Origin of the sequence: Hydrogenophaga sp. Root209 (genome assembly GCF_001428625.1) — a bacterium.
Taxonomy (GTDB): domain Bacteria; phylum Pseudomonadota; class Gammaproteobacteria; order Burkholderiales; family Burkholderiaceae_C; genus Hydrogenophaga.
Map to the genome: position 1 here is coordinate 320,004 of NZ_LMIE01000012.1, position 6,877 is coordinate 326,880.

Here is a 6,877-nt window from a genome sequence, read left to right on the forward strand (position 1 = left end):
CAATGCTGATTCCAGCGCCGATCATGCAAACCGTTCATGTCCGAATTTACCCCAATGGTTTGGGCCGACGATCCGCGCTAGCAATCACCTGCAAACGAAAGAATCAGGCAATGTCCAAGCGCTGGCGCAGGTCGTTCCAGAATTTCTCGACCGGGCCTTTGGCCTTGCGTGCCAACGGCCGCTCGCGGTAGATGCGGATGTCCAGAGCCGTCTCCAACCCCCCGCCGGCCGACACCAGCTTGCGGGCGGCCACTTCGTTTCGCACAGCGCTGGCTGGCAGGAAAGCGATGCCGTGGCCTTCCAGGGCCATGGCTTTGAGACCTTCGGCCATGTCGGTTTCGTAGATGCGGTCCAGGTGCACGGGCACTCTGCTTTGTTTGAGCATCTGGTCCACCGCCCGGCCCAGGTAGGCGCCAGGGGCATAGGCCAGGTAAGGCTGCGGCTGGCCAACCAAGCCGGGCAGCGAGTAGGTGGGCGCGCCGGTGGAGGTGGGTTTCACATAGGGCGCCAGCAGCTCGCGCCCCAGGGGCAGCATCTCGTAGCGGTTGGCATCGAGCTGGATCGGCTGCGCTTCGTGGTGGTACGCAATCAGCAGGTCGCAGCTGCCTTCGACCAGTCGCAGCACCGCGTCGTGCACGTTCAGGGCAATGAGTCGGCTCTTGATCGGGCCGCAGGTCTCACGCAGGCTGGAGAGCCACGAGGGGAAAAACGTGAACGCCAGCGTGTGCGGCACGGCGAACTCGATCACGTCCTGCGCCGCCGCCGTGTGGGCCCTGAGCATGGCGCGCGTGCTTTGCATCGCCTGCAGCATTTCCAGCGCCTGGTCGTACAAGGTTTGTCCGGCTGGCGTGAGGCGCGTGGGGTACGAAGACCGATCGACCAGATCCGTGCCGGCCCAGGCCTCCAGCGACTGGATGCGACGCGAGAACGCGGGCTGCGTCACGTGGCGCAACTGGGCCGAGCGGCTGAAGCTGCGGGTCTCAGCCAGACTGACAAAATCTTCGAGCCACTTGGTTTCCATGGGGCGCGATTATGGCGTGACCTGGGGATTGTCCCGCGTGTCCCTAAGCTTCGAGCACCAACCGCACAGAGGCAACGTAAAGCCGCTCCATGGCATCGAGCGGTTGCATCCCCGCAGCACGATCCTGCAAATGGCGGGCCTCTTCCCGCCGCTTGTGACCCTCCAGCATGAGCAACCCGTTGGCGTACTCCGACAGGGTGATGGCCGAGTCGGGGTTGAGGGCGAGCGCCTTCTGGTAGAGCGCCAGGCCTGCCTCCTTGCTGGCGCCGTGCGTCATGCCGCCCACCAACGCGCCCACCTTGTCGATCACTTCCGCGTGGTACCCCGCCAGGGCGAGATGGGCATCGGCATGGCGTGGCGCCAACGCAATGGCGGTCTCCAACGCATGGCGGATCTTGCGGCCCAGGCCTTGTGTGAGCGCCTTGGCCACGCTGATGCACTGGCTGTAACGGGCCAGCGCATAGGCTTGCCAGTACCAGGCACCGGCGTTGTCAGGCTCGCGCTTTTGCAGGGCTTCGGCGCGCGCCGCAGCCTCCAGCAACAGTTGCTGACGGGCTTGTTCGCGCGGCTCGAGGTAGTTGGCGTAGATGCAGGTGGCCTTGTTGGCCACATTCAGGCCAGCATCGCCCAGCGCGATACCGCTGAGGGCAGCACGCTGGAACTCGCCGTTGTGAAACAGAACCCAGGCTTCCTGCACATCGGTGCGCTCGGGCCAGGCTTCTGCATCACCCGTGTGCAGTCGGCTCCACTGGTGCTGCAGGTGGGTGCTGTCGAACCGGGGTGTCACGGTCCAGGGGAAAGAGGTCCATGCGTCCATCGTTGTCTCCTCGTGCGTCATGCGCTGGGGCTGTAAGCCGCGGTGAGATGGATCAGGTGCTGCCGCTGCGAGCTCTCAAGGTAGGGTGCCAGCAGGTTGAGCACATGGTAGGCGCCGCGCATCAAGGCCTGTTGCGCGTTGTCCGGCTCCAGCGCGTGGCGCGGGTCGCGCACGTACTCGAAGCTCAGCCAGTAGGTGAGCACCACCACCATGCTGTCGGCGGTGGGCTCCATTTCGCGCGCGTCCATCGTCACCGCGTTGTGGCGGCTGAGGGCCGCGAGCAGGTTGCGGATGGCGCGCGTCTTGTCTTTCAACACGGTCTGGAAATGCGTCTCCAGCATGCGGTTCTTCGACAGCAGGTCGTTGAGGTCGCGGTAGAGAAACCGGTACGCCCAGATGATCTCGAACAGCGAGTGCAGAAAGAACCAGGCGTCTTCCACATTGCGCACGCCTTCGCTGGCACCCAGCAACTCACCCAGGGCTTTTTCATAGCGCTCGAACAGCGAATTGATCAGCTCGTCCTTGGCCGGGTAGTGGTAATACAGGTTGCCCGGGCTGATGCCCAGCTCGGCCGAGATCAGCGTGGTGGACACGTTGGGCTCGCCGAACCGGTTGAAGAGTTCGAGCGTGACCTCGAGGATGCGCTCGGCGGTGCGGCGCGGGGCTTTCTTGGCCATGGCGCTCAGCGGCCCGGAGCCGTCGTGCCGAGCTCGCGCTGCAGATCGTCCAGCGTGGCGTGCAGTTGCCGGCCCAAGGTGGTTTGCGCCGACACCGTGGGCTCATTCACCAGGTGCAGGTCGGGATTGCGAAGCGAAGCCATCTTCAGCGTCACGCCGTGGCGTGCCAGCTTGGGCGCCAGTTCGGCCTGTCGCTCGCGCAGCATCTTGCGCGTCTGCTGGTAAGCATGCTCGGCCAGTTCGCGGCGCTGGCGGTAGCTGAAGGTGTTGGCGGTGAAGAGCTTGGCGTCGCGCTGGTCGGGCTCGATGAGCACGATGTCGCTGCCCGGGTAGAGGCGCTCATAGTTCTTCATGCCCAGTTCGAGCCGCGAATGGATCATGGAGCGAAAGGTCTGACTCATGACCGCGGGGAAGCCGCCTTCGACCAGCGAAGGAATGTGATCGATGTGCTCGCCCACGGCATGGGCCCTGAACGGCACCAAGGGATTCAGGCACAGGAGCAGCTCCGCACCGTCGTCGAGCGCCACGGTTGCGTGCAGGGTCTTCTTCAGCGCACCGTCCACATAGTGCTCTCCGTCGATCTCCACCGGCGGAAACAGCCCGGGCAAGGCGGCGCTGGCCTGAATGGCGCGCGAGATGGGCACGTGGTCCCATCCGGCCTTGCCGAACGGCGCGGCTTCACCCGTGTCGAGCTGTGTGGCCACCAGCGTGAGGCGCGCGCGCAGCTGGCGGAAGTCGTTGGTGCGCCCGGGCTGGCTGAACAGGCGCTCAATCTGTTGGTGAACGCCTTCGTTGTCCAGCACACCCGTGGGCATGGCGGCGCCGAGCCGTTCGAACGCGTTGGTGAAGGCCTTGCCTTGCACGCCCCAGGCCCACAGCGCACTGCCCAGCAGGCCAGGCAAGCGCTGCAAGCGGCTGCCGAACTCGGCCCAAGCGGGCTTGAGCAGCCAGGCCGGATCAAAATGGTCGCGGCCCTTGCCATCCTCGATGAAGGCCTCACAGAGTTCGCGCGGCGTGATTCCGTTGGCCAGGCCGGCAGCGATGAAGCCGCCCGCGGACACGCCGACGTAGTGGTCGCAGCGGTTGAGGTCGAGACCGTCCAGGTTGTCGGCCAGCGCGCAGAGCGCGCCGATTTCGTAGATGGCACCCAGCGGCCCACCACCGGCCAGGGCCAGGGCGATGCGGGGGCCCGTCACCTTGTCCGAACGACTTCTCGCCGGCCTCGGAGAGGGTACGGGGTGTGCTGCGCGCGAAGTCGTCATGCGTTCGAGTGTAGACCGCGGTTGTTGCCGAAAGTGCTGCGTTGCAGCATGAGCTTCAGACGCAAAAAAGGGGCGCGAACGCCCCTGTTTGAAGTGCCGCCGTCAGGCCTCACTGCGCTCAAGCCGTGGCGGCCTTGCGGGTGGTCTTGCGGGCGGCAGGCTTGGCCGCGACCTTCTTGGCTGCAGGCTTGGCGACAGCCGCCTTCTTCGCAGGCGCGGCCTTGCGGGCTGCGCTCCTGGCCGGGGCCTTGCCGGCGAGCTGCTGCACATGCTGGTTGAGTGCATCGATGCGCTTGATCAGCGCATCCACATCGCGCGCGGAAGGCACGCCCAGCTTGTTCAGGGCCTTGGCCACGCGCTCTTCAAAGATGGACTCGAGCTTGTCCCACTGGCCGGAGGCCTTGGAGGAGATGTCGGTGGCCATGCTGCTGACCTTGTTGGTCGCTTCCGAGATGCGCTCTTCGGCCACAGCCTGGGTCTTGCGCTGGATCGACAGGCCTTCCTTCACCAAGGACTCAAAGGCCTTGCCGCCTTCTTCCTGTGCCTTGGAAAAGGCGCCGAGGCCCGCCAGCCAGATCTGCTGGGCCGAGTCCTTGATGGCGCCGGACAGCGGGGAGTTGAACGTCTGCGCAGTGGCTTTCTTGTCGCTGCCGTTTTTCTGGATCTTCTTGACCATGGGGTGCTCCTGTTGGTTGAAATGGGTGGGCAGGCTGGTGGCCCGAGTGCAACCACTGTACGGGCAGGCCGCATGCCCTGTGTAGGGGCGCAAGACTAATGCCGGCGCGGCGTACGCGGGTTTTTGCGGAATGGGCCGCACCGGTTCGTGGACAAGAATGGAAGGCGTTTCACCCCGCTCACAACACCATCTGCTTCAGGAGACCTTCATGCATTACTTCGTCACCGGTGCCACCGGCTTCATCGGCAAGCGCCTGGTGGGCAAGCTGCTCCAGCGCAAGGGCGCGGTGGTGCACTTCCTCATCCGCAAGGAAAGCGAGGGCAAGGTGGCGGGACTGCGGGAGACCTGGGGTGTGAGTGCGGCGCGCGCCGTGCCGGTGTTTGGCGACCTCACCAGCAAGAAGCTGGGGGTCTCGGCAGACGAGACCAAATCGCTCAAGGGCCAGATCGACCACTTCTACCACCTGGCCGCGGTGTACGACCTCGAAGCCGATGCCGAAAGCCAGATCGCGGTGAACGTGGACGGCACGCGCAACACGGTGGAGTTCGCCAAGGCCATCGGCGCCGGCCACTTCCACCATGTGTCGTCCATCGCGGCGGCCGGCCTGTACGAAGGCGTGTTCCGTGAAGACATGTTCGACGAGGCCGAGGGCCTGGACCACCCCTACTTCATGACCAAGCACGAGAGCGAGAAGATCGTGCGCGAAGAATGCAAGGTGCCGTGGAGCGTTTACCGCCCCGCCGCCGTGGTGGGCGACAGCCAGACCGGCGAGATGGACAAGATCGACGGGCCCTACTACTTCTTCAAGCTGATCCAGCGCCTGCGCCAGATCCTGCCGCCCTGGATGCCCAGCGTGGGCCTGGAAGGCGGGCGCATCAACATCGTGCCGGTGGACTTCGTGGTCGACGCGCTCGACCACATCAGCCACCAGAAACGCAACAGCGGCGCGTGTTTCCACCTCGTGGACCCGATGGGCTACCGCGTGGGAGACGTGCTCGACATCCTCAGCAAGGCCGCGCACGCGCCGAAGATGAACCTGTTCATCAATGCCGCGCTGATGGGCTTCATTCCCAAGAGCGTGAAGAAGGGCCTGATGGCGCTGGCGCCGGTGCGCCGCGTCTACAAGGCCATCATGCAGGACCTCGGCTTGCCCGAGGACATGATGACCTTCGTCAACTACCCCACGCGCTTCGACTGCCGCGAGACGCTGGCCGCGCTCAAGGGCAGCGGCATTGCCTGTCCCAACTTCAAGGACTACGCCTGGCGCCTGTGGGACTACTGGGAGCGCCACCTCGACCCGGACCTGCACATCGACCGCAGTCTGAAAGGCACGGTGGCGGGCAAGGTGGTGCTGGTCACCGGCGGCAGCTCGGGCATCGGCCTGGCCGCGGCGCACAAGTTCGCCGAGGCCGGTGCCATCACGCTGATCTGCGGACGGGACCAGGACAAGCTCGATGAAGCCTGCAAGGAGGCGAAAGACAAAGGCTATGAGTTCATCGCCTACCCGGCCGACATCGCCGACATGGCGGACGCCGACCGCTTCGTGCAACTGCTGATCGCCAACCACGGCGGCGTGGACTTCCTGATCAACAACGCCGGCCGCTCGATCCGCCGCGCGATTGAAGGCAGCTACGACCGCTTCCACGACTTCGAGCGCACCATGCAGCTCAACTACTTCGGCTGCCTGCGCGTGACCATGGGCCTGCTGCCCGGCATGGTGGCCAAGCGCAAGGGTCATGTGGTCAACATCAGCTCCATCGGCGTGCTCACCAACGCACCGCGCTTCAGTGCCTACGTGGCGAGCAAGGCCGCGCTGGACGCGTGGACACGCTGCGCTTCCAGCGAGTTCGCCGACCAGGGCATCAGCTTCACCACCATCAACATGCCACTGGTGCGCACGCCCATGATCGCGCCGACCCAGATCTACAAGAACGTGCCGACGCTGGCGCCCGAAGAAGCGGCCGACATGATCGCGCAGGCCTGCATCTTCAAACCGGTGCGCATTGCCACGCGCCTGGGCGTGACGGGCCAGATGATGCACGCGATGGTGCCGCGGGTGGCGCAGATCGTGATGAACACGAGCTTCCGGATGTTCCCGGATTCGTCGGCGGCGAAGGGGGACAAGGGGGCGAAGTCGCAGTTGTCGGCCGAGGCGGTGGCGATGCAGCAGATGATGCGGGGGATTCACTTCTGATTTGCGTTGTCTTTGTGGGTTGGCTCCGGTTGCTGGCCGGGTCTCGGCCCGGCGGCCGACTTACTTTTCTTTGCTTCGCCAAAGAAAAGTAAGCAAAAGAAAGGCGAGCCGAATTCGCTGTCCCTTCGCTTCGCTTCGGGCAAGCTGCGTTGCTCGGATCACCCGGGGTGCGCACAAACTTGTCTGCTTCGCAGCCTTCGGACATGTGCGCCCCTTGTCCGGGCGCTCCT

General features: G+C 64.8%; 6 protein-coding genes. 1 reads left to right on the top strand and 5 read right to left on the bottom strand.

All coding sequences use genetic code 11. The features are described from left to right. Positions 1–103 precede the first annotated feature (103 nt). From ASE11_RS10300 to ASE11_RS10320, 5 genes are all read right to left on the bottom strand, one after another. Positions 104–1,021 (bottom strand): LysR substrate-binding domain-containing protein, encoded by a 918-nt coding sequence (locus ASE11_RS10300; RefSeq protein ID WP_056270126.1) that lies wholly within the window; start codon positions 1,019–1,021, stop codon positions 104–106. Positions 1,022–1,064: 43 nt separating this feature from the next. Then, positions 1,065–1,838 carry a hypothetical protein gene (locus ASE11_RS10305; protein ID WP_056270130.1) on the bottom strand — a complete coding sequence of 258 codons (774 nt, stop codon included), beginning with the start codon at positions 1,836–1,838 and terminating at the stop codon, positions 1,065–1,067. A gap of 17 nt (positions 1,839–1,855) precedes the next feature. Then, on the bottom strand, positions 1,856–2,515 hold the full coding sequence (locus tag ASE11_RS10310; RefSeq protein WP_056270135.1) for a TetR/AcrR family transcriptional regulator: 660 nt from the start codon (positions 2,513–2,515) through the stop codon (positions 1,856–1,858). A 5-nt stretch (positions 2,516–2,520) separates the two neighbouring features. Then, on the bottom strand, positions 2,521–3,711 hold the full coding sequence (locus ASE11_RS10315; protein ID WP_056270139.1) for a patatin-like phospholipase family protein: 1,191 nt from the start codon (positions 3,709–3,711) through the stop codon (positions 2,521–2,523). A gap of 184 nt (positions 3,712–3,895) precedes the next feature. After that, positions 3,896–4,453: a phasin family protein gene (locus tag ASE11_RS10320; RefSeq protein WP_056270142.1), complete on the bottom strand. Its 558-nt coding sequence runs from the start codon at positions 4,451–4,453 to the stop codon at positions 3,896–3,898. Positions 4,454–4,661: 208 nt separating this feature from the next. On the opposite strand from ASE11_RS10320, the gene ASE11_RS10325 reads away from it, so the two are divergent. Beyond that, entirely contained in the window at positions 4,662–6,647 is a 1,986-nt protein-coding gene (locus ASE11_RS10325) for an SDR family oxidoreductase (protein WP_056270146.1), read from the top strand. Positions 6,648–6,877: the final 230 nt, after the last annotated feature.

What these genes read in the sequence shown, in the direction of transcription:
- ASE11_RS10305 (WP_056270130.1), bottom strand. Translation starts at nt 1,838, where the DNA reads ATGGACGCATGGACCTCTTTCCCCTGGACCGTGACACCCCGGTTCGAC.
- ASE11_RS10320 (WP_056270142.1), bottom strand. Translation starts at nt 4,453, where the DNA reads ATGGTCAAGAAGATCCAGAAAAACGGCAGCGACAAGAAAGCCACTGCG.
- ASE11_RS10300 (WP_056270126.1), bottom strand. Translation starts at nt 1,021, where the DNA reads ATGGAAACCAAGTGGCTCGAAGATTTTGTCAGTCTGGCTGAGACCCGC.
- ASE11_RS10325 (WP_056270146.1), top strand. Translation starts at nt 4,662, where the DNA reads ATGCATTACTTCGTCACCGGTGCCACCGGCTTCATCGGCAAGCGCCTG.
- ASE11_RS10310 (WP_056270135.1), bottom strand. Translation starts at nt 2,515, where the DNA reads ATGGCCAAGAAAGCCCCGCGCCGCACCGCCGAGCGCATCCTCGAGGTC.